Raw genomic sequence first — 21,059 nt, forward strand, 5'->3', positions numbered from 1 at the left:
TGAGCAAAAGGGCCATCGCATGCAGCGACGACCGTTTGTAGCGTAATAAGGGTTATGGCTTAAATCGGCTCGCTCAGCGTGGCGCCATTGCTGTGGATCACATCGCGATACCAGTAAAAGCTCTTCTTGCGCTGACGCCTCAGGCTGCCGTTACCGCCATCGTCGCGATCGACGTAGATAAAGCCGTAGCGTTTTGACATCTGCCCCGTTCCGGCGCTGACCAGATCTATCGGCCCCCAGCAGGTGTAACCAAGCAGTTCAACACCATCTTCAATCGCCTCGCGAACCTCTACCAGGTGGGCGTGAAGATAGTGAATGCGATAGTCATCCTCAATCGAGCCATTCAGCTCCGGCACATCTTTCGCCCCAAGGCCGTTCTCCGCGATAAAGAGCGGCTTGCGGTAGCGATCGTAGAGTTCGTTGAGCAGAAAACGCAGACCCTTCGGGTCGATCTGCCACCCCCACTCCGACGCAGAGAGAAAGGGGTTGGGGATCATATTGAGGAGCGTGCCGTGACCGCGTTGATAGAGGTCGGGCCTGGCGGCGGCGCAACCGCTCATGTAATAGCTGAAGGAGATAAAATCGACGGTCTCTTTAAGATCTTCCCTGTCCTGCGGTGTCACATGCAGCGTGATGCCATTTTCACGAAAATAGCGCGCAATCCACGCCGGGTACTGCCCCCGCGCCTGAACATCGCCGAAGAAAAGCCACTCGCGGTTCTCCTGCTGCGCTTGCAAAAGATCCTCCGGTTTACAGCTGATGGGGTAGCGCACCGCCCCCAACAGCATGCAGCCAATCTTCGCCTCCGCAATAATTTCATGACAGGCTTTGACGGCCCGCGCACTGGCGACCAATTGATGATGAAGCGCCTGATAGATCTCCTGCTTGCTGCGCTCTCCCATCAGGCCGGTGCCGGTAAAAGGGGCGTGCAGCGCCATATTGATCTCGTTAAAGGTGAGCCAATATTTCACTTTATGACGATAACGGGTAAATACCGTACGGGCGTAACGTTCAAAAAGTTCGATAACCTGCCGGCTGCTCCAGCCGTCATATTTTTTCACCAGACCAAAGGGCATTTCATAATGTGAAAGAGTGATCAGCGGCTGAATACCATACTGTGCCATCTCATCGAAAAGCCGATCATAGAATGCCAGCCCCTCTTCGTTCGGCTCCGTTTCATCACCATTCGGGTATATTCGCGCCCAGGCGATCGAGGTGCGCAGGGTGGTAAATCCCATTTCAGCGAAGAGTTTTATGTCCTGCGGGTAACGGTGGTAAAAATCGATGGCGATATCTTTGAGGTTGCCGTTTGTGCCCGGGCGCACTGCAATTTCGCCATCGATTCCCTGAGGTTGCAGATCGGCGGTTGAGACACCTTTCCCCCCCTTATTCCATGCCCCCTCGATCTGGTTGGCGGCGACCGCTCCCCCCCATAAAAACCCGTCGGGAAATACCATTTTCATCGCTCTCTCTCCTTGTTGTCATAGCGCCTCGACGCGGAACGTCGAACGACAGGCGAAAAAAAACCTGATTCCCTTAACGCCAGGCAGGCATTAAGGGGATCAGGTTTCGCTCGGTTTATTGATGACGATCCGGGTGGACTTTTATAACGAATCCCATTATCTGGCTCAAGCGCTCAAAACGGGAAATGTGATGATAATCAAGGATGACGGGGAGAGGAAAATCACGATAAATTGATGAAGACGCCCATTCGGGCTGCTTCATCAATGCGGGGCTAAAGCGTTAATCTGCTTCTAACGCATCCTGAATCGCATCGGCAAGCGTAGCGACTTCCTGCGAGACATTACGTAAATCCATCTGGCTGCGAATACCGGAATTTGCCGTTGTTGCAGAGACAGCCGCCTTCGAAATTTCCAGTGCTGCCTGTACGGCCAGTAACCGTTTTCTGTTTTCCAGCGCGTCATTACCGGTCGCGCCATCGAGATCAAAATATCCTTCTAACACTGTTTGCTCCTCAGATTTCATTTCCAGTGGTCGGATATAACACCATCAGGTGCAGCAGGATGCAATCACATCCCTTTAAGATGTGAATAAAAGTGCCGCCTGGCGATTAAAGAGGTAAAAAAAAGCCGCTCGGGAAGAGCGGCGCAGAAACAGTATCAGGGTTAATAGGGGTTAATGATGATAGCTATTCAAATCATAGCGTTATATTAAAAACCTTGCTTAATATTGGGATTTATCCTGGAGGCACCTGAGCGGCTAAGTTATTAGTTAAGATAATGATATCGAGCTATGCGCAGCAGAATCGTGTATGGTTGCCGGCCATTCATCAGGAAAAAATCTATGTCACAACGCAAAGATGCCAAAAGCCGCCGTAACTACCTCGTAAAATGTTCCTGCCCTCACTGCTCACAACATTCCGAACACAGTTTCTCCCGCGTCCAGAAAGGGGCAATGTTAATGTGCCCGCACTGCAGCAAAATTTTCCATCAAGATAAGAACGCTCTCGCTCAGGCAACAAGCTGAGTGCGCTATCACCTTCGGTGATAGAAATAAGGCCCGCATGGGCGGGCCTTAGCATCTGATTAAAAAAACGTCACGATTATGCCTGGTGCTCAATCACCTTCTGACTATTCTCAATAGCGATTTTGCGTGGTTTTTCACTCTCCGGGATCTCCTGATAAATGGAGACCTCCAGAATGCCGCTCTCTAATTTCGCGTTGCTCACTTTGGCATGATCGGGCAGCGAGAAGCTCAGGCGGAAATCCGCGCGGCGTATGCCTTTATAGATCCACCCCTGCTCTTCCTCGGAAGCTTCTTCACTGCGCTTACCGGAAATATGCAGGTTGCCCCCTACCGTCTCGATTTCCAGCTCCTCCTCCTTCCAGCCAGGCACGCTGACATGCAACAGGTAGTTGTTGGCATCAACTTTTTTCAGATCGTAAGCAGGTGTCGCCGCCACAGGCGTGTTGCCGGTGAGCTGGCTAAAAAGCGAATCAATACGGTTAAAGCGATCGGCAAAAAGCGAATCTGAAAAGCCAGGGAGTGCTGACAAGGTTCTGAGTGCCATAAGTTAACCTCCTGAATAATCAATTCAAAAGCTCAAGTTAAAGGCAAGCCTTGCTTGTCCGCTAATAAAAATAATGCCATCGGCACGTTTTTCAAGAGCAGGTAAAAAATTTTTTTTTGCGGCTGTGCAGTGTGCAGAAGAAGCGGTGGGGAGAGGAGTACGCGATGCCGGGATCGGCGGGAAGATGGTACGCCCTACAGGGTTCGAACCTGTGACCTACGGCTTAGAAGAACGTAGGACATGATTTAACTGTCTGTTATCACGTAAATAAAACCGCGCTCGCAACCGGTTTGTGTCACTGCGTGTCATCCAGTTACGTCTCGCATACTCTCTCGCCTTCGAGGTGTGACACAAATGCGACACAGAGAAAGCAAACCAATGCCTAAGGCATCGGCTTGCACTCTCCATCACATCACTGGATTGTCATCGAACTCGCCGGTGCGCGCGTCGTTGATGATGTACGTGATCACGCCTTTGAAAACCAGGCGGCCGTCATAATCTTCATCTGTCATTGCATAGGTTATTTCGGGCCGGTCCAGCTCTTCCAGTTTCGGTCGAGGATGAAGGCGCAGCCGCAGCATCCGAAGCTTCTCATCCAGGTGACACATAACCAGAGAGCCATCTACTGGCGTTGCCGAGGTGTCCAGAACCAGCAAAGCCCCCTTCTTTATCGCTTCACGTCGGGACTCAGTCGCCGCGCGCAGGAAGTATGTCGCGGACGGTACGCGGATCAGCTCATGGTCGAGGGATATCTTTTCATCCATGTAGTCAGCAGCTGGCGAAGGGAACCCCATATCAGAGACCTCCGTTCGGGTTGTACATCATGAATGTGCGGAGTTCGCCCTCTTGCTGAGAGATATCTTTGAACGTGCTGACGTAGCTCTCGATCCATTGGTTAGCCTCGCGCGGCGTCCAGTCCCAGTTAAACGTGAGTAAAACCTTCACAAAATCTGCCGTAGTAACCGTGCGTCTCCCGCTAGGCTCCATCACTATGGCCTGCCTGAATGCTGTCTCGATATCATCTCTGCGTGGCATGATTTACCTCCCGAAAACACTGTTTGTATATACAGTATCTTTACTTTTGCGAGTCGATCAAGTGAATGCAAGGTGATAAACTCCGAAATCCTCTGAATTGATTGATTTGCATAATGTTAAATTTATTTGCGCGATACGCTTCCATTGGCGTCATAAATACGCTTATCCACTGGGTTTCATTCGCCGTATGCATCTATGCCCTGCACACTAACCAGGCGCTGGCTAACCTCGCCGGTTTTATTGTTGCGGTCAGTTTCAGCTTCTTTGCCAATGCCCGGTTCACATTCAAATCTCAAACCACTACGCTCCGATATATGCTCTATGTCGGATTCATGGGGGCTCTGAGTGCATCTGTAGGTTGGGCTGCCGATAAATCTGGGCTCGCACCAATCATCACGCTAATTGTCTTCTCTGCCATCAGTCTGGTGTGCGGTTTTGTCTATTCGAAATTCATTGTCTTTAGGGATGCGAAATGAAAATTTCTCTGGTTGTTCCGGTGTTTAATGAAGAGGAAGCAATTCCTATTTTCTATAAAACGGTGCGGGAATTTGAAGAACTTCAGCAGCATGAGGTCGAGATCGTATTCATTAATGACGGCAGCAAAGATGCAACAGAAGCAGTTATAACCGCTATCGCTCTGGCTGACCCGCTTATTGTACCAATCTCCTTCACCAGAAACTTCGGCAAAGAACCTGCACTTTTTGCCGGCCTGGACCATGCCACCGGTGAAGCGGTTATTCCGATTGACGTAGACTTGCAGGACCCTATCGAGGTTATTCCGCACCTGATAGAGAAATGGCAGGCCGGGGCAGATATGGTGCTTGCCAAGCGCTCTGACCGTTCCACTGATGGTCGTCTGAAGCGCAAGACTGCTGAATGGTTCTACAAGCTGCACAACAAAATCAGCAACCCGAAGATCGAAGAAAACGTTGGTGACTTCCGTCTCATGTCTCGCGAGGTTGTGGAAAATATTAAGCTCATGCCTGAGCGTAACTTGTTCATGAAGGGTGTACTGAGCTGGGTTGGTGGCCGCACTGATGTCGTTGAATATGCCCGCGCAGAACGAGTGGCCGGCAGCACGAAATTCAATGGCTGGAAGCTGTGGAATCTGGCTCTTGAGGGTATTACCAGCTTCTCAACCTTCCCGTTGCGCATGTGGACTTACATTGGCCTGATCGTTGCCGGCGCTGCGTTCCTTTACGGCGCGTGGATGATCTTCGACACTCTCGTATTTGGAAATGCTGTGCGAGGGTATCCGTCTCTGCTTGTTTCCGTGCTATTCCTTGGTGGCATTCAATTAATAGGAATTGGCGTTTTAGGTGAGTATATCGGAAGGATTTATGTTGAAGTCAAGAAAAGACCAAGATACATACTAAAAGGTAAAATATAATGATTAGTAAGTCTTTTGTGTGGAATTATAGGTGGGCATTGGCGGCAGTAGCTTTCATGTCATTGATTTATATTTTACCATTTATCATTCATGAAAATTACATTATTGACGACTGGCTTCGTTCTGATACTGGCGTTACAGCCTGGGAGGATAATGCCAGGCCACTTGCCAGTGTCATCATGTGGCTTTTCTCATTAAGCACATCTGGGATGAAGGTATTTGGTGATGGCGTGTTGCTAGATACATTCCCTTTTACTTTGATAGCATCAACTTTCTGTATCGTGCTTTCAGCATTGATTGTTGTAGAGAAAATAGCTATTAAATCACATGCCATGGTAGCTATCTCAGCAATGGCTCTTTTAACAAGCCCATTCTGGATAGGTAACATGTTGTTTAGGCATGACTCCTTCATAATGGGGCTTTCTGCACTATCTGCCGTTATTTTCTCAATAACTCTATTGAATTCAGGAATAAAAAACTTTTTATGCGGAGTTATTCTTGGTTTTGTAGTATTCACTACATATCAAGCATCTGTAAATGTTATATTTTCTACAATTTTAATAATTATATGCTCCAAATTATATAGGGGGGAGTATATAAGGAGTCAGGCGAATTATGTTTTGAGATGTGCGATTTCCATTATTATCTCAGCAATACTATACAAGATTTGCGTGAAGCACGTTATCTCGCTAAGCGAATACACTCAAAGTCATGAAAACTTAGTTTCATTTAGCTTTGAGGGTTTGAAACGTATTGGGGAAAATTCAAGTAACTTCTTTGCAATTTATAGAGATGCCATGAAGGGACTAAACGGTTTAGTTACTTGGGCTTCAATGCTGGCTTCAATAGTTCTTGGGGCTCTGTTATCTAAAAAGAAAAGGCTTCCTACAACTTCTGTTTTAGTTATTTCAATTGCACCAGTTATTCTTTTCTCGTTAACTGCTGGAATAATGCTGCTATTACAGAACCCTGTAGCATCTTCACGTGTCATGATATCCTTTGGTTTCTTTTTTGTTTATTTTTGCTGGTTGCTTGATAATTCATGCTTCAAGTGGAAATATTTTTTACCCGTTGTGCTTATTCTTTGCTCATTCTCATTATCATCAACTGTTTCCGGTGCTGTAAACGACATGCAGAGACTGGATAGATTTGTTGCGTCGTATGCTGCAGAGAAGCTATATGAGAATGGATATAGGAAGGGTATGAAGGTTTACATCTTTGGCGGTCCTTCATACCCTCCTAGTGTTGAACGCTCAATTTCTTCCAGACCATTCCTGAGAGACTTCGTTTACTCATCTTTTGCAAATGGAAGATTCAAACACAGCCTTATGAAACAATATGGAGTAATTTCATATCCTCCATCTAACACGGATTTTTGGGATAGAGACAAAAGAATGGATGCGAGCAAAGTAGTTTACTCAGATAGGCTGATAATGATTTACCGATTAAACGACGAAATTGGATTCAGGATACTGAAGTAATAGTTGATTTGCAGATCATGAGCTAAGGACAACATCAAACGTCATGGATGACGTAGATGGTGTTACAGACGCTCCCGCTATTGTGTATGCGTTTATGCCAAGAGTTTTGCTAGATGTAGTTGCAATGACAAACTGGTTTGCAGTTCTGGATACAACTCTCGCTGTCAGTGCTGCATCCTGTGTCACATGTGAGGCTAGGTTAATAGTAATCGCACTCGCTCCAGGATTTACCGTTGAAAGAATGCCATAGGTATCATTGCTGATAACCGCTGTCCCTGATGTGATAGTTACTGTTGCTCTCCTGGTCCAGTTGACTGTAAGGTCTGTTACATTTTCAAGGCCAGCAAAAATCGGCCTAGCTGTATCAAGATTAAATACTTTTATATTGCTGTTGCCGCCCATAAATCTTATAAGTGCAGCGGAAGCCGAGCCAGCAGATACAAAGTCCTTTACACCATCGAATGTGACATTGAATACACCGCTTGCTACAAGGATTGGGTTTGAGTTGCCATGGCTTTTAATGCGAGTATTAGTAAAATAGCTATCACGGCAAGTAACAGCCAGCGCATGAAGACGCACTGCGGCTGGTGTGACACCGGATTTTACTTCCCCTTCGAAAGTGAAATTATCGACTCTTAAACCCATAACGGTGCCAGGTTGGTTGTCAACACCACCTGAGATTCCGTAAACCGCATTGTCATCATACTGAATGATTTTCATGTGGCCATTGCGGATCTGAAAATCCTGTATGACCCCATTATCTGCATTAAGGCCTATCCCGCCGTTTGAGCCACTGATATTAAAACCGTCGATCATGCATCTGTTGCTGCGACGAACAACAGCGGCAGGCATATCTCGGTTATCGATATTGACATATGAAGCGATAAGGTTTTTTACAACTATGTCTTCGCAGAAGTTACCGAGCGAGTCAACAGATAGGTATAGTGAATGGCGCCCTAAATCTCCTTCCGCAGCGCTAGCTCTAAAGTTTATGCCATCAATCAGCGCACGTTTACAACCAGCCAGGAGAACCCCATAACCGCCTGCCGCAACGTTATCATGATATCGCATATTCCTTGCGTATACGTCCCTGACTACAAAATCGTTGCAGCGAAGAATTTCCGTGGCCCCAGTGAACTGTTTTGCATCCAGTCCAAGGATTTGGAAATTTTCACTGTCTTCCAGTTGCACTCCATATGCAACGTTGTCTTTGGACGGCCCATTTACGACGTTGCCAATTATCCTTAATCCGCAGACCGTGAATCCTTTTTTAAATTCCGCATTAACAGCGCGGGCTACAGCCGTCATGGTGATACTACCACCTACACCATGCACTACCTGATAATTGCCAGGTAGGATAGGGGTCGTCCTGGACAGGTTGGTATTGATCTGTACGTCCGGGCCGCTAGCCAGCACCGCTGCCGGGTCATTGCCATATCCGTCAGGCCTGCGGTCGATAGCATTCAGATCTAAATCCAGGGTTCCACGGTGAGCAGTGCCTAAAAGTGTTGCTCCTGCTGTGGATGCTAATGCTGACGAGTCAGCTTTTAAGCCAAGCGCCCCCTGTACCGTTGTCTGGCTTCCTGAGCTATCTGATGCTCCAATGGTAGTTGCGCCAGTCTGGGCTAATAGCGTTGCCTTATTGGCCTTTGCATTAAGAGCCAGTTGAACAGTGGTGGGGCTTCCTGCGTCATTTAACGCACCAACGCTCGCAGCTCCGGTTGATTGTCCAAGCTGCGCAAGAACGTCATCGGTAAGTTGAACCCAGTTAGACAGCGCTGAAGATGGCTCTGACGCGAGGCAGAAAGAATAACCAAGGTCTGTGCGCTTTGCGATATCACCGACCTGAGCATTAAGGGCCAGCATTTCGTCCTGATTGTCAACAACGAATGGCTCCGTCAGGGCAATGGCGGGGATTACCGATACCGGTATTTTCCCGTTCTCATCAAGAATGGCAAAGTCTGAAATGGGTTTTACCGTAGCCGCGCTCAGTTCATCAAAATAAACAAGGCTGCTCTGCCTGTCAGCTGCCGCAGGAAGGTCGCCCAGCGTTTCACCATCCGGGACTTTAACGGATCGCCCTATCGCCGCCGATGAAGCATTGCCCGCCGAAGCTGCAGACGCTGCCGCACTTGTTGCTGCTTCGCTGGCTGATATTGCAAGGCCATTGACAATAGACTCTGCGGCTACGGCATTGCTTTCTGATGCAGCTGCTTCAGCTGCAGATGCCGCAGCCTGAGCAGCATAGTCAGGCGCGCCTTCAAGCTCAGAGGCATAAACCTTTGCCTGAGCTGCAGCCACTTCCGCTATAGATGCGTATCTTTTTGCATTTGAAGTGTCGGAAAATGACATGATTAGACCTTAAAATTTAATGCAGTAGAGGACTGCGATATTTCGTGGACGCGTCTCATCGCCAAATGCGGCGAGAGCTGCAGATGCGTTTGCTGTGTAGGTTCTCAGGGTTGTATTGGCTGCAGGGCTCGGGTTGTAGCTATTTGTTCCTGACGGGTAATAGGTCATGGCAGATGTATCATCTGTGAAAACGGCAGTCATCGGCCCATCGCCGCCTGTCCCTGACGTGGTCGGAAGCAGGTGTGAATGGTTAAATGTTTGCTGAGACTGCGCGCTACCTACGGCCCTCCCTGAGTCAACCCCCCTTCCACTATCAACACCTCTCAGAAACTCGGCTCGATAATCAGGGAGGTTAAATGTGTTCACTCCATCCCCTGCGCCGTACGTCGTACCGATTCGAGAGAAGAGTCTTGAGTATGTCGTTCTGCTTACTGCGGTGCCATTCGCTGCAAGCCATCCCTCTGGGGCTGAGTTCATTGCGAATCCTACTACTGCCCCAACCATATCGTTGTTAGGATTTAGCGTTTCGTCCGTTATGTTTACGCCATCGCAAAAAATACGAGATACAAGACCAGGAATAACGACAACTCCAGCTCCTGATGCGGTTCTGCAGGTGATCGTGAAATTTCCCGTGCTATTGTTATGCACTACCCAAGATTTTATCCACGCCGGGAAAATCAGATTCACGTTTGCAGTCAGTGTGCCGCTGATAATGATTCTGTCTTTTGCGGCCTGGAGAGATGACATTACGACACTGCCGGATGTCATCGTGATTTGAGTTACGCCGTAGTTATTGATGGGAACCCACCCGGTATTGGCGCCGGTTGGAGATTCAGGTGAGGTCCCGTTAGCTTCATTCAGGTTTAACCACTGCCCCGTATAAACTGAGCTTGGGACGATAGCTCCTTTAGGATAACCGCTTACCGCATCGGAAAATGACTGACTGAATGGGTATGTCATACCTGCGTTCTGCCATTGCTGCTGCATCGTGGTTGAATACAGCACACCATTCATGTCCTTTCCTGATGGCGGGATACCTCCAGCGCTCAAAGGCTGCATGGTGACAGGGGGAAAGCCTTTATCAAATGTCGCCACACCGTTGTTGTCTGTGGAAGAGCTTGAGTCAACAGGGATGGCATTTTTCAGCCCGTTCACACCAAATGCTTTAGTGATTCTTGAAGGGATATCAGAAGAGTTCATTTCATACCTGCTGAACGATATTGACCGTTACCCCGATCGGGGCAGGAAGCGCACCTGAGCTTTGAACAATCGCAAGTTCAGCCTGAGAAAGCTGAAACTCGAAAACGTAACTCATGACCATCTCGCCATCGTTCCGCACGTAGCATTTGCCACTGTCGCCAAACATGAACATCAGCAACTTGTTCAGGTTAGGGATGGTGCAGTCGCTGATATTTGCCGCGGCCTTCATCATGATGAGCTTGCGGTATATGTCGTTGGTCAGGGTTACGGTCGAGGTAAGAAGCTCGCCAGAGTAGAAAGGTGCTTGGTTGAATGGCTGAGGGTCGTCTACAAGAATCGGATCTGATGACGCCTCATTAAAGCCGAAGTAAATCTTGTTCTCTGTTACCGTCAGCTGTCTGCTGACAACCACGATTTTTCCCCACACGTCCAGGCCGTAGGTATCAGCTGTCTGGATGTTCCATATCACGTCATAGAAATCATCGAGAAAGCCTTCAATGCCTACGGCTGAGTTGAACGAGTAAATCAGGGATTTGAGTTTCGGGCTGTCGGCATATTGCGTCAGGATGGTGTCCGCGACGTTTATCATGCCAGTGTCACCGAGATGTTTGAGGCATCCAGTGTCGGCACTTCATCAATGCCGAAAGATGCCGAGGTTTGGTAAGTGGTGCCGTCGCGGCTGATTGTGATACTGAAAATGTCGACGTTATCGGTATCAATAGCCTGCACGCCCGCATAGTAGCGGCCAGCATAGATAGTTGACCCTATACGGGCTCTTGTGCCGCCATCCTCGCCATTGAATGAGCCAAGGATGGCAGCGCGAACTCTGGAGACGATATCACCAGGCAAGGCATTATTAGCTGCCAGCTCAACCTTGAAATAGACGCTGACGGCCGCCGGTGTCTGCCACTTGATTTCATATTCCGGGTATGGCTGCACATAATTGACGTCATCAACCACGGTATAGGTCGTATTGCCATTCATCGACGGTCCCGGTGGTAACTTCTGCCAGATAGCTTTCGCTATGTCTGCCGCTGCGCCGCCGTAAGCACAAACGTAGAGCGAGTGGGGAAGAAGCGAGTAATCAGTAATCCCCTTCTCTACCGGTAAGCCGGTGTTGTTCTGCGTTACATAGGCGTCAGTTACACCAGGTACGGCAAGCACGTTGGCATAAACCGCGCCAAGTTGGTTATTAGAGTTTCCGGCCACCGACTGCTTGCGGCGATACTCAAAATTGGCGCGGCTTTCTACTTCGTTACCCAGCACGCCGGCTGTCGCGTTGGTGATCCCCGACCATCCATTCACAGCTCGATAAATGGTGTTCAGCGCGCCGATCGGGCATGCAATCGGTCCCGTTGCCTGATTCTGAAAAACGATGTCGACGGAGCCAGAGGCGCCAATTCTTGCATCTGCGAGGGAATAATAGAGATAACCGGCTGAATCCTGGGCGACACTGCCCGCCGGGATTCGCGTATCGACCAGTCCTGTGCATGTTGCCGTGACGGTGGTACCGACAGCAGCAATGCGATCAATAAAGTAAATTTGACCGATGGCGTCCTGCATGCGGCCCGACGCGTAGTCCGGGTTGATCTGGTTTACCAGCCAGGCCAAATTGTCATTCTTGTCGCCGATAATCGCCGTGTCACTCATGGCGATCTGCCCCTGAGGTGTTGTCAGGCTTTTACTCATGCCGCCGCCCATGGCGGTATCAAGATCCGTCAGTCTGCCATTGAGGATGTCAATTTCATCGGGGACGGCAATGCCGGAGTCGGAAAGAGTGACGGAGGGGACGGCTGTGTTAACGGTTACTTCAGCCATTGGCTACCTCAGAAGTTAATAGTTGTCTGAATGTTATTCGTGTCGGTGATGGTCATGACGCCTGAGGCTTTGCGGTCAGTTTTGCCAACAACTGTTGTGCAGAATGCAGACTGGACATAAGGAAGCCTGAGCGCCTCGCTCTGCATTTTTGTATTGATCAGCTGAGTGCCAGGCCAGTGCCCAAGAATGCGCTCGTAATACGGGATGCCGAGCGTCGTGTCGTACCACGCCTCACCCAGGAAGGTTGAGCAGGCGCACGCTACATCCTGAGCGACTGCATAGGGATTGGCAGTGCTGCCGATATTTCCCGAATCGTCCAGCGTGATATCCCACTGGTCGGTCAGTAGAAGTGATTTGGTGATCATGCGAACTCCGGGCAATAAAAAACCCGCCGGAGCGGGTTATGGGGTCGGGGTGTTTGTCTGCGAGCTTCCGCTCTCGACGCCGCCGTGACGGTGCGTTGACACCGGTATGCCGTTAGCAGTTACCTCACCGACAACGGTCATGGTGCCGCCGAACGTCGCATTCCCGGAGAAGCTACCGCCTCCCTGCGCGAACTGACCGTTCATCTCGATCACCGGCGCATTGAGTGAAATCTTATCTTCGGCGTTCATGATGACGGTGTTACCGTTCACCTGAACCACCAGGGGCGAGACGATATCAATGCCGTCGTTGGCAAACTTCACATACTGGCTTGGCTCAGCGTTCAGCACGCCACCAAGATAGATGCCATCAGATTTGTTATTCACGCGCAGGGACGCAGGAAGAGATTCTTTTTTCTCGTTTCTGACGTTAGTGATATCCCTGTCACAACAAAGCATCAGTCCTATGTCACCTTCAACCGGATCCATAATTAGTGCGCTTGCTCCTCTTTGAAGTCGCCACACAGGGATATTGAAAACGGGTGAGTTTCCAGTTCTTGAGCCATCAGCAGAAAAACCGCTCACAAGCGGGGTTACATCCAGCAAAGGGCCATCTTTTACTTTATTGACGATCACAAGCTGTATAAATGCCCTTCGTGACATTAGTGTATTGAAGATAAATTCATTGATATTCGCCTCACAATTCACATCCTGAGGCTTAAAAGAAAATTCACCTTTCTTCGCCATCTACAGCTCCGTTTCCTGGTTGGCTACTACAAATGAAAACCAAGGGCCGCCTTCGACCCATGCAGAGATGATGTGTCTCACGGTGTTTATGGTGTACATACCAGACGCACCGGGCAGGTCGGTTTCAAGCTTCATTTTTCTTGGGGCGATGAGGTTTGATGAAAACATAGTGGTGAGATAAAGACCATCTCTGGTCCACGTCGGATAACCAACCAATCCATGCTCTTTTGAGACAAAAGGAACGATATCCTCCCATGCCCCATTGATTGACCAGATGCGGATAACTCCTGTGCTGCAGTCAATATTAAGATTGGCTGATTTCGCGAGCTGGATTATTTGAGATATCGGGTCCCCTACCACGTGGGGATTGCTGAGGGGAAATTTAATATCCTCAAGCACGGAAACCATTATTCCTAAAGGGTTGGCAATGGACCTGATAGCATCAATAACATCAACGCTTCCTTCCACTGAAAATGGTGGCGACGGCAAAGACCTCTCAGCACCAAGCGCGTGAGCTTCAATTACAAGAGGAGCTTCAGGAGATTCGTTATAGTCAGTCGTCGCAAATGTTATCGTGCCGGCAAAAATCAACTCATCCTGAGCCCATACCTTCATATAATTATTTTTGGTCGGCCCCCTCAGGTTCCCAGCATAACTAAGCTTCGCCATATTGCTCAGGCTCAGGCCGTAAACACGGCACGACAGCGTTGTCAGTGCTGAACCACCATAGCCGTTGTATTCAACAATAGCCTTGGCGTTTTCTATGGTAAGAACGTTATCCCTTGTCGGCCCCTGATTTCCATCGAACACCTGATCAGTCAAAGTGAACTCGATTTTAATGCTGCGTTTTTTATAGGACATTGTTCATCTCTTCTTCTGTGGCGTAGAAAAGTTTGAACCTTGAACCCAGCTCATCATACACAGGGTCCAGATCGCCCTTTGTGTCAGCAAAGAAAAGCTCGCCCTTAAACCTCAGGTATGGGTAGCGTATTATTTTATTGCAGTTGAGACAGAGAATACCTCGCGCTATCCATGCTTCATTCAAGGCCACATCAATGAAAAGCCCGGTGCTTCTCTGGTTAATCCTTAAACTTACGCGTTGCCCCCCAAGAGAGACCTGCAATGTCTGGCCCTTAACTGGCTGAAGTGAGATTGTCTTCATCAGGACAGCCCCTTAACCAGTTCATCTATCGACGTTGAAAGATTCTCAATAGCTGAGCTTGCTGCGCCATTGATAGTGCTTGTAACACCAGATGTCGCACCACTGACAGCCTGACTAACAGATGTAGCCACTTTTACAGCAGCGCTACTCACGGATTGCTTCAGCCCTGCAAGTGCGCCTTTTACATCATCAAGAGTGCTGTCTGCAGCATTTGCATTAACCTGTTTTGCATCGACTGCACCACCCTTCGATATGCCGTTCTGAGATGGCTGATTATTGGCTGTAGTGTTTGACAGTCCAACCTCTGCCTCTTGCAGAACAGCCTGAAAGATGGCTTCAACGGTCAGCAGCGTGACATCGCGATCTGATGTCCGGTAGTTATAACGCACAAGGTCGTAATCCTCGTACGTCGTGTCCGGTGTCTCAATGTCATAAACCTGAGCGTCGGCAACCATCGCATCAAGCGCGGCGAGCATGTCCGATCTACTCGTCAGCGTGAAGTTGGTCAGATTGGGTATGCTGCCGCTGTAACCTGTCCAGCCCTCAAGGGTAAACAGCACCCGAATTACGGCTGGTCTCTTTACCTTATTGAATGAGCTATAAGACCCCATTTCAATCGGTGCAGAAACAATGGATGCATCTGCACCATATTCAATCGCAAGAAAAGATGTCGGAGACAGTGCCTTAAGTCCAGACTTGAGGTAAACACCATAGCTTGGCTGAAGTATGCTGTTAATTATTGAGAAAATGTTGCCGCTGTTTATAGCGCTGAGGATTGTGGTTTCGTTTAAACTGAACATCAGTTATTTTGCCCCGTGAGGAATGTTTGAGTCAGGCTGCTCTGAGCCATTCCTTTTGTTGCAGCCTCTTTTGCCATGCTCTCAAGATTTCGGGATTCAGTTTTTATCGTGGTGTTCTGGAAAGTAATGTTTGTGCCACCTGCTCCAGAGCTATATGCCGGCTGTAATGAATAACGCTGAGAAGCCTGCATTCTTGCGATGATCTGAGGAGCGTAATTCCTGGCCTCAGTTGGTGCATTTTCCATTCCCTTTCGCTCAAGATTTCCCATTCCCCAGTTATACGCAGTCAGGGCTTTTTGCAGGTCACCACCGTACCGCTGAAGCAAGGATGCCATATATTTTGCTCCAGCCCTCAGAGAGCTGACCGGATCCATCTCATTACCATGAATACCGAATTCCTTTGCGGTTTCGGGCATGAATTGCATCAAACCCTTAGCTCCAGCGCCTGAAATGGCACCAGAGTCCCACCCTGATTCCTGCGTCACCTGAGCATCTAACAACCCCTCAGGCAGGCCATATTGTTTTTCAAGCCTGGTTGTTTCCCCTGAAAGCAGGTCTCTCAGCCCTTCGGCTTTTTCACCAAGCCAGCGTCCAACATTGCGCGTATCAAACCCTGTTTTATCTTTAATCCAGTCAGCAGTAGCATTTGCGCTGTCAGTAACACCCGGGAGGGAGTTCTTTCCATTCCCCATCTGGAAAAGACTTTTTACCTTGTCACCAAAAGCTGAGAAGTCTAGGTTAAACAGGCTTTTGAAGGCATCAATAATGAGATCTACGGTTTGTCGACCTTCGCTCAGGTTTTCATTGAGATTTTTAATGTCGCCCGATAGCGTCCAGTTCTTGGTATCGACATTAAGAAGGTCACCTATCGCCTTCGATGCATCCGTCACATCCTTCCAGAGAATTGAGAACGTCTTTCCGAGTTCATCGAATGATGCGTTTATTTCAGGACCGTGGCTTTCCACCCATGCACTCATAGAATTGAGCGCGTCGATGATTTTCCATACTGCAGGAAGCAATTTTTCGTAAAGCGTCAGGGAGGTAGACTCCCATGACTGGCGAACGCGAACAAACTGCTCATTAAGCCTTCTCGCCTTATCTGTCAGCGAGTCGGTCTGGCGGGAGGAACTTTCGAATGATTTTTGCAGGTCAAGAAGTCGCCCACTGGACAGCCCTTGCACGGTTGCGTTATCAAGACCAAGCCTTTGCCCATACATACGCTGCTGGTTGGTATTTAGCTTGTTCCAGTTTTGTGCAAGATATTGCATGACCTGGCTGGCATTTTGGTTGGTATCGAATTTAGTGCCAGTCTGGGCGCTGAAGGCGAAAAGGGTGTTGAGCGTGTCATCTGCGCCAAAGCCAGAGTTAAACTGAGAAATTGAACTCTGGAATTTTTGTAAATTCGCGCTCATCGAAGAAGCAGATGAACCCACTGCATCTGCAGATTTTACCCATCCATCAAGCGCTTTTGCTGAGGTGTCTATTGCTGATGCCTGCACACCGAGATCGACAAGCGACTTAGTGGTGTCAGTGATGAAGTTTTTAACTCCATTGGCGCTCAGCGCGATACCAGCAAGGGCCAGCATGCTTTTACCAATACTGGTAAAGAACGAGGAGGCCTTCTTCCCGTAAACCTCCATGTCTTTTGCTGTCGACTCTGCCTTTGCCCTGGTCTCTTCCATCCCTTCAGTGGCTTCTCCCTGCCCGCGCCTGAAGTCGGATGTGTCAAGGCCGAGAGTGACAATCAGGGAATCAATAACTGTTGCCATTACAGGGCCTCGCTTGCTCTGTCGATTACCATCTGGTTGTAATTATCAATGGTGATAATTTCAAGCCACCACCACATATCCTGCACGCCAAGTGTCGTGCTTAATTCTGTCAATGAGCATTTACCCGATGAGAGAACAGTAGCGATTGTTTTTGGCACGTTGGTGTACTCTGCCAGGCCAAATATTCCCTGGCCCATCACAGGGGGGATGTCTAGCTGGCGGTGGCTGTGAAAAAATCAACGTGAAGCTTGAATACTTCGCTACGCAGTTTAAGGCGTGTCATAACCTCTTCCGTGTCATCGTCGATAAGCGGGCGTCTGACACTCTGGTTGGACGGATCCGGAACGGCCTGGACACATTTCATCAGCTCGTCCAGTAGAGGCCGTGCATCCTCTGGAGGGATCTGAGCCACCATTTCGAGGCCGACTTTCGCCATGCCTGCCATGCCCATATCAGAAAAATTGTCCGGAAGATTAACGCCGTTTTTAGCCATCGCCAGTCCGGCACGGATTGCCCACCATTCAGCCTGAGAAGCAGCCATTTCGCGAATGAAAAAAACCTTGCCATTGTCACGACCCTTACCGTCGACGGTATAGAAAATCTCTTTACGTGCCATGTTTCACCTTATGGGTTGTACGATTCGCCTACGACGCTTTCCCAGTTGATCTGGAAGGTCATTGCCTGAAGAACGCGCTGCGCGTCCGGGATGGCCTTCACGCGCTGGAGCACGCCGTTCGTCAGCGTGAACTTGCGCCCGATGGCTGGCAGGATGATTGTCGCGTTGCAGCGGAAAACCGCCTTCGAGGTCAGCGACGTGAGTTGCCAGGTTTCAAACAGTTCGCGCGACGGGCTGTCGGGCATGATCGTGATGGTCTGCAGGTACTCGCCGAAAACGAAACCTGCAGACAACTTGCCGTCAGCACCACGGACAGACACCGCCATTTCGGTATCGCCCAGGGCGAACATTGCGTCAGCTGCGTAACCTTCCAGCGTCTGTGCGCTGGGGAAAAGGTTGGTGACGGCGAGGGCAAAAATGGAATCAGCTGAAGTAATCGTGTTGGACATTTATTGCACCTCAATGCTGGCGAGAGTGATTTTCTGTACGCAGCCGCCGTCGCAGTACCAGAGCGTCATGCTTGGGCTTGTGCGCGCCTGACGCTGCGCAGGAGTCGCGTCAGCGATACGCAGGTAGTAACCCTTTGCGATAAGCGATGCTGAAATGTCGGCGCCGACTGCGTTTTTGATTTCCGAAATCTGTGACGATGACAGCGTTACGCCAGTACGGATGCCGCCGAATACAACGCCCTGGTTCAGTGTGTCAGCGAATGACGCCTCAATGATTGCCTTGCCTGGGGCGTTGTACGGAATGCTGCGGTTAGACTGGAAAAGCTCAATTGCATCCTGCATCAGGTTGGCATTCAGCCAGATCTGGAAGCAGAAGGAGTCAAACCACTTGAAGTCGCCGGTAACGGTGCCGTCAGCCCAGTAACGCGTATCGTAGGCGTTAGCCGTGTACGCGCCGTAAAAGTTGTAGCCGTTGGCGATCAGCGCGTCGTAATTAGCTGACGTGGTAACCTCTGGCAGCAGGCCGCCAAGCGAGCGGTACTTCAGAGGAACACGCCCTTCCTGCCGATCAAAGTCCAGCGATGCGGCATAACCGAGAACACTGGCTGCGTGCGTCTGATCGCCGTACACCGGCGCTACGCTCGCGTAGTTGTAGGTCGTGATGATTTTGTAGGCCAGCGTGTCAGTCGAGCCAGCAACCAGCGCGGATTCGTCCAGGGTGAAAGGCACATAGCCGAAGCGGAAGTTCTCGCCATTAACCCATTGAGAGAAATCCAGAGCCTGCTGCTCGGTCGTCGCGAATGCAGTGGTGAAAATCGCCCAGCTTTGTGAGCTGTCCAGCACTGCCTGCATCGCATTGGTTGCCATGGCAGCATCTGCGCCCTGCGACAACTGCGCGCCGGTGGCTGCGGTCAGTTTCAGGCCGGCTGACAGGGTGCCGGTTGCGTAGGTAATGGTGCTTGCTGCGCCGTCTGTCGCGCTGGTGATAATGAAACGCTTCTGTGTGGTGTCGAATTCGACAGTGACACTGGAACCAATGCCAGTCTCAATCAGGTCGGCAGCCTGCGCAAAGCTGGTTGCGCTGCTCAGGTTGATGCTTGCTGATGTGTGCGCGGTGCCGTCAACGGTCAACGTCAGTACGCCGCTCAGCAGTTTGAGCTGGTCGAGGGTTACTGATGCCATCGAGCCAGAGCGGAGCCAAGCTGGAGCATCTTCAGTGTTGTATCGGGCAAAGAGCAGCGCGCCCGGCGTCTTGGATGAATTGTCAAAGCCCTGGAAATACACCTCGGCCATGCTGTATTCGGCTGACGCGCTACCAAAGTAAGACGAGACATCTTCTTTGTTGGTGAACTTGATAACACTCCCAACCGGAGCGTATGCGCTGTCGGTAAGGATCAGGCCATTCAGGTCAAGCGCTGAACCGCCAGCAGGCAGGACGCCAGGGTTGATCTGGATATCTTTGCGTAATGGGATTGCCATTTATGCACTCTCCGGTGGGTATTTTAAATCTGCGGCGACAGTGCCGACTTGAATGTTGTCCATGAAATCCTGACGTGTGGTTACTGACGGGTTGTACTGCCCGTTAAAATCCATCGTCCAGCGGCCTTCGTATTGCTGCTCGCCGTTGATCATCGTTGTCTGATGAGGGTCTGAGCAGTAGAGGGGAATGAGTACATTTCCGTTTTGCCTGAACCATTCGCAGGCGAAGTCTGTACGAATCAGCGCGCTGATTATTGAGGCGTTATCCGCAGCACCCTCGCCGTAACAGTCAATTTGACAAGGCCACTGAGTACTGCGCTGGTTAAGCTGCTTTCCTTCGCCATAAACCCCGTTGTCGTCGTAGGTGACACGGTTGGTCGACATGGCGATCTGTTTGAGCGGTGTGAAAATGATGAAGTCGTTAAGCGGCATCGGAACGAGGTTCTGCTGCCCAGCCATAACGTTGTCGATAGTCAGGCCAGTAACATCCATCAGAAAGGCTTGCAGCGCGATGCGTAGGTCAATCTCTTTGATGTTGACGGTAGCTGTCATGGAGACCTCTGAAGATTGACAATTACTCGACACCAGTCAGGCCAGAGCTCAGGAACTTTCACGACCAGCCATTGCTGACCATTTACCTCTAGGATGTCTCCACCCTTCTGCTCGGGTCGATTGACACCGTTGAAGTTGCCGTTCAGGTATGCAGTCTTCAATATGCCCTGAATGTTGATCGCATCGATTTTCCTCAGGTCAGTGGTTGATAGCTCCTGCATCTGCACGGTCACATCTACCTCGTTGTATGAAGGAACCTTTTTCCCGCCAGGAAGTGTCATGAACCCTGTGTTAACCCGGAATACACCTTCTGTGTTTGGGTTAATGGCCTGCGTGATGCTGTTAGCTATCCCTCTCAGGTTCATACGCCGTCCTTAATGTCATAGTCGACTGAGTTGAGCATGTGAGAGGTCTCAATAAGCGGCTTGGCAAAGCCTTTTTTGGCGATAGTCACCGGCGATAGTGCAGGCTCCATGAAGTCTCTGATTGATTCCTGAAGCTGCGACTTGATGTGCTCCCCCATCAGGGGAAGAAGCGTTTGCGCGTTATATCCGGTTGCTTCGGCTATCCTTCCGATCTGGTCAGGCCATTGAGGTGACTTGTCGGCAATCATATTTCTGAAGAAAGGTCTTGGCGGCCTGTTCTTTGCCGGGTCGCCAAATTCATTGCCCGCTGCGATCATCGCCACGGATTGCCCGTCCGGGTATTTAGCCCCTTCGAGAAAGCCAACGCGCAGTGTTTTACCCCCTCCAAGCTTTGCCGCTATCTCTGCCAGTTTTGCTTCCAGAGCATCGCCACCGCTGAATGTGGTCATAG

The 21,059-nt window shown here is 49.8% G+C and carries 26 protein-coding genes; 4 read left to right on the forward strand and 22 right to left on the reverse strand.

The window, feature by feature from the left end; translation table 11 throughout:
* Positions 1–59: 59 nt before the first annotated feature.
* A complete protein-coding gene (locus ABIC80_RS18815; protein ID WP_429178192.1) occupies positions 60–1,463 on the reverse strand; it encodes a glycoside hydrolase family 1 protein in 1,404 nt (467 codons plus the stop codon).
* 280 nt (positions 1,464–1,743) lie between these two features.
* Positions 1,744–1,965 carry a hypothetical protein gene (locus ABIC80_RS18820; RefSeq protein WP_023479079.1) on the reverse strand — a complete coding sequence of 74 codons (222 nt, stop codon included), beginning with the start codon at positions 1,963–1,965 and terminating at the stop codon, positions 1,744–1,746.
* Positions 1,966–2,304: 339 nt separating this feature from the next.
* Between ABIC80_RS18820 and ABIC80_RS18825 the strand changes: the two genes are divergently transcribed.
* On the forward strand, positions 2,305–2,487 hold the full coding sequence (locus ABIC80_RS18825; RefSeq protein WP_023479047.1) for a YnfU family zinc-binding protein: 183 nt from the start codon (positions 2,305–2,307) through the stop codon (positions 2,485–2,487).
* Between the two features lie 76 nt (positions 2,488–2,563).
* Here the strand turns inward: ABIC80_RS18825 and ABIC80_RS18830 are convergent, their stop codons facing one another.
* From ABIC80_RS18830 to ABIC80_RS18840, 3 genes are all read right to left on the reverse strand, one after another.
* Positions 2,564–3,031 (reverse strand): Hsp20 family protein, encoded by a 468-nt coding sequence (locus ABIC80_RS18830; RefSeq protein ID WP_023479051.1) that lies wholly within the window; start codon positions 3,029–3,031, stop codon positions 2,564–2,566.
* 407 nt (positions 3,032–3,438) lie between these two features.
* Entirely contained in the window at positions 3,439–3,825 is a 387-nt protein-coding gene (locus ABIC80_RS18835) for a S24 family peptidase (RefSeq protein WP_429178194.1), read from the reverse strand.
* A gap of 1 nt (position 3,826) precedes the next feature.
* Positions 3,827–4,066 (reverse strand): DNA polymerase V, encoded by a 240-nt coding sequence (locus ABIC80_RS18840; RefSeq protein WP_429178196.1) that lies wholly within the window; start codon positions 4,064–4,066, stop codon positions 3,827–3,829.
* Between the two features lie 113 nt (positions 4,067–4,179).
* Between ABIC80_RS18840 and ABIC80_RS18845 the strand changes: the two genes are divergently transcribed.
* From ABIC80_RS18845 to ABIC80_RS18855, 3 genes are read left to right on the forward strand one after another with little or no spacing between them, the layout of a single operon-like run.
* The gene (locus ABIC80_RS18845; RefSeq protein WP_429178198.1) at positions 4,180–4,542 is read left to right on the forward strand and encodes a GtrA family protein; all 363 of its coding nucleotides are present in this window, start codon (positions 4,180–4,182) and stop codon (positions 4,540–4,542) included.
* Positions 4,539–5,456, forward strand: a complete 918-nt coding sequence (locus tag ABIC80_RS18850) for a glycosyltransferase family 2 protein (RefSeq protein ID WP_429178200.1) — start codon at positions 4,539–4,541, stop codon at positions 5,454–5,456. Before ABIC80_RS18845 ends, ABIC80_RS18850 begins: the two co-directional genes overlap by 4 nt.
* A complete protein-coding gene (locus ABIC80_RS18855; RefSeq protein WP_429178202.1) occupies positions 5,456–6,937 on the forward strand; it encodes a glucosyltransferase domain-containing protein in 1,482 nt (493 codons plus the stop codon). Before ABIC80_RS18850 ends, ABIC80_RS18855 begins: the two co-directional genes overlap by 1 nt.
* 15 nt (positions 6,938–6,952) lie before the next feature.
* On the opposite strand, the gene ABIC80_RS18860 is transcribed toward ABIC80_RS18855, so the two are convergent.
* The 17 genes from ABIC80_RS18860 to ABIC80_RS18940 are packed head-to-tail and all read right to left on the reverse strand — an operon-like array spanning position 6,953 to position 21,057.
* Positions 6,953–9,289 (reverse strand): hypothetical protein, encoded by a 2,337-nt coding sequence (locus ABIC80_RS18860; RefSeq protein ID WP_429178204.1) that lies wholly within the window; start codon positions 9,287–9,289, stop codon positions 6,953–6,955.
* Positions 9,290–9,298: 9 nt separating this feature from the next.
* The gene (locus tag ABIC80_RS18865) at positions 9,299–10,489 is read right to left on the reverse strand and encodes a phage tail protein (RefSeq protein ID WP_429178206.1); all 1,191 of its coding nucleotides are present in this window, start codon (positions 10,487–10,489) and stop codon (positions 9,299–9,301) included.
* 1 nt (position 10,490) lies between these two features.
* The gene (locus ABIC80_RS18870) at positions 10,491–11,078 is read right to left on the reverse strand and encodes a DUF2612 domain-containing protein (protein WP_429178208.1); all 588 of its coding nucleotides are present in this window, start codon (positions 11,076–11,078) and stop codon (positions 10,491–10,493) included.
* Complete coding sequence (locus ABIC80_RS18875) at positions 11,075–12,307, reverse strand: baseplate J/gp47 family protein (protein ID WP_429178210.1); 1,233 nt, start codon at positions 12,305–12,307, stop codon at positions 11,075–11,077. Before ABIC80_RS18875 ends, ABIC80_RS18870 begins: the two co-directional genes overlap by 4 nt.
* A gap of 8 nt (positions 12,308–12,315) precedes the next feature.
* The gene (locus ABIC80_RS18880) at positions 12,316–12,672 is read right to left on the reverse strand and encodes a hypothetical protein (protein WP_429178212.1); all 357 of its coding nucleotides are present in this window, start codon (positions 12,670–12,672) and stop codon (positions 12,316–12,318) included.
* Positions 12,673–12,708: 36 nt separating this feature from the next.
* Positions 12,709–13,416 (reverse strand): oxidoreductase, encoded by a 708-nt coding sequence (locus ABIC80_RS18885; RefSeq protein WP_429178214.1) that lies wholly within the window; start codon positions 13,414–13,416, stop codon positions 12,709–12,711.
* Positions 13,417–14,277 carry a hypothetical protein gene (locus ABIC80_RS18890; protein WP_429178216.1) on the reverse strand — a complete coding sequence of 287 codons (861 nt, stop codon included), beginning with the start codon at positions 14,275–14,277 and terminating at the stop codon, positions 13,417–13,419. It lies immediately after the preceding gene.
* A complete protein-coding gene (locus ABIC80_RS18895; protein WP_429178218.1) occupies positions 14,267–14,578 on the reverse strand; it encodes a phage baseplate plug family protein in 312 nt (103 codons plus the stop codon). Before ABIC80_RS18895 ends, ABIC80_RS18890 begins: the two co-directional genes overlap by 11 nt.
* Positions 14,578–15,378 carry a hypothetical protein gene (locus tag ABIC80_RS18900; protein WP_429178220.1) on the reverse strand — a complete coding sequence of 267 codons (801 nt, stop codon included), beginning with the start codon at positions 15,376–15,378 and terminating at the stop codon, positions 14,578–14,580. Before ABIC80_RS18900 ends, ABIC80_RS18895 begins: the two co-directional genes overlap by 1 nt.
* Entirely contained in the window at positions 15,378–17,147 is a 1,770-nt protein-coding gene (locus ABIC80_RS18905; protein ID WP_429178222.1) for a lytic transglycosylase domain-containing protein, read from the reverse strand. Before ABIC80_RS18905 ends, ABIC80_RS18900 begins: the two co-directional genes overlap by 1 nt.
* Complete coding sequence (locus ABIC80_RS18910; protein WP_429178368.1) at positions 17,147–17,344, reverse strand: transglycosylase; 198 nt, start codon at positions 17,342–17,344, stop codon at positions 17,147–17,149. Before ABIC80_RS18910 ends, ABIC80_RS18905 begins: the two co-directional genes overlap by 1 nt.
* Positions 17,345–17,358: 14 nt before the next feature.
* A complete protein-coding gene (locus ABIC80_RS18915; protein ID WP_429178224.1) occupies positions 17,359–17,763 on the reverse strand; it encodes a hypothetical protein in 405 nt (134 codons plus the stop codon).
* An 8-nt stretch (positions 17,764–17,771) separates the two neighbouring features.
* Entirely contained in the window at positions 17,772–18,212 is a 441-nt protein-coding gene (locus ABIC80_RS18920; RefSeq protein WP_429178226.1) for a phage tail fiber protein, read from the reverse strand.
* A complete protein-coding gene (locus ABIC80_RS18925) occupies positions 18,213–19,691 on the reverse strand; it encodes a DUF3383 domain-containing protein (protein ID WP_429178228.1) in 1,479 nt (492 codons plus the stop codon).
* Positions 19,692–20,243, reverse strand: a complete 552-nt coding sequence (locus ABIC80_RS18930; protein WP_429178230.1) for a phage neck terminator protein — start codon at positions 20,241–20,243, stop codon at positions 19,692–19,694.
* Positions 20,240–20,608 (reverse strand): hypothetical protein, encoded by a 369-nt coding sequence (locus ABIC80_RS18935; protein ID WP_429178232.1) that lies wholly within the window; start codon positions 20,606–20,608, stop codon positions 20,240–20,242. The genes ABIC80_RS18930 and ABIC80_RS18935 overlap by 4 nt, the downstream gene beginning before the upstream one ends.
* A complete protein-coding gene (locus tag ABIC80_RS18940; RefSeq protein ID WP_429178233.1) occupies positions 20,605–21,057 on the reverse strand; it encodes a hypothetical protein in 453 nt (150 codons plus the stop codon). The genes ABIC80_RS18935 and ABIC80_RS18940 overlap by 4 nt, the downstream gene beginning before the upstream one ends.
* Positions 21,058–21,059: the final 2 nt, after the last annotated feature.

The organism is Kosakonia sp. 1610, from assembly GCF_050435845.1.
Lineage (GTDB): Bacteria > Pseudomonadota > Gammaproteobacteria > Enterobacterales > Enterobacteriaceae > Kosakonia > Kosakonia cowanii.